The sequence below is a fragment of the Microbacterium sp. K35 genome (genome assembly GCF_004794375.1).
Lineage (GTDB): Bacteria > Actinomycetota > Actinomycetes > Actinomycetales > Microbacteriaceae > Microbacterium > Microbacterium sufflavum.
Window position 1 is genome coordinate 1 of sequence record NZ_SSDM01000406.1, and the last position, 1247, is coordinate 1247.

General features: G+C 75.2%; 1 protein-coding gene. It reads left to right on the forward strand.

The window, feature by feature from the left end:
- Positions 1 to 89: 89 nt before the first annotated feature.
- The coding region (locus DW299_RS16810) for a thioredoxin domain-containing protein (protein WP_136037272.1) at positions 90 to 1247 on the forward strand (1158 nt) is incomplete at its 3' end.

The window sequence follows — 1247 nt, forward strand, 5'->3', positions numbered from 1 at the left end:
CTCGCGACGCGGGGCGTTCGCGGGGGAGCCGCGATCCCGTGCTCACCGCCGCAGCCCGCCGTGCCGCCGCGCGGCGTAGCGTGGACGGCATGACCAACCGGCTCGCGGACACCCTCAGCCCCTACCTCCGGTCGCACGCCGAGAATCCGGTCGACTGGTATCCGTGGGGCGAGGAGGCGTTCGCGGAGGCGCGACGGCGGGACGTGCCGCTGCTGATCTCGATCGGCTACTCCACGTGCCACTGGTGTCACGTGATGGCGCGCGAGTCGTTCTCCGATCCCGTCACGGCCGCGCTGATCGACGAGGGCTTCGTGGCGGTCAAGGTCGACCGCGAGGAGCACCCGCACGTCGATGCGGCGTACATGGCCGCGGCGTCGGCGTTCACGCAGAACCTCGGCTGGCCGCTCACGGTGTTCACGACGCCGGGTGGCCGCGCGTTCTTCGCCGGCACCTACTGGCCGCCCGAGCCCCGGCCGCCGATGCCCGCGTTCCGCGAGGTGCTCGCGGCCGTGCGGGAGGCGTGGACGGTGCGGCGCGCGCAGGCGGAGGAGTCGGCGGACGCGGTGACCGAGGCCCTCGCCAGGGCGGCCGCGTCCGCGCCGTCCGACCTGCCCGACGCGGCGGCGATCGTCACCGCCGCCGAGGGGATCGCGGCCAGGGAGGACCGGCTGTTCGGAGGCTTCGGCGGGGCGCCGAAGTTCCCGGTGGCGACCACGCTGCGGCTGCTGCAGCATCCGCTGGTGCGGGCGGGTTCTCCCGACGCCGGGGCAGCGGCCACGCGGGCGCTCGCGGCCATGTCCGGCTCCGACCTGCGCGACGAGGACGGCGGCTTCTTCCGCTACGCCACGCAGCGGGACTGGACGGTGCCGCACTACGAGCGCATGCTCACCGACAACGCGCAGCTGCTGGAGGTCGCGCTGGACGAGGGGGATACGGGCACCGCCCGCGGCATCGCCGGCTTCCTCCTGGGCGTGCTGCGACGCGACGGCGGCGGCTTCGGGGCCGCGCAGGACTCGGAGTCGTGGATCGACGGGGTGCGCAGCGAGGGCGGGTACTACCAGCGCCCGGTATCCGCGCGCGGCGAGCTGGAGCCTCCCACGGTGGACGGCAAGGTCATCACGGGCTGGAACGGCCTCGCGGTCGGGGCGCTGGCCAGGGCGGGGACGACTCTCGGCGAGCCCGACTGGGTCGAGGCGGCGGCCGCGGCGGCCGATCACGTGCTGCGCGTCAACCGCGGCGACGACGGC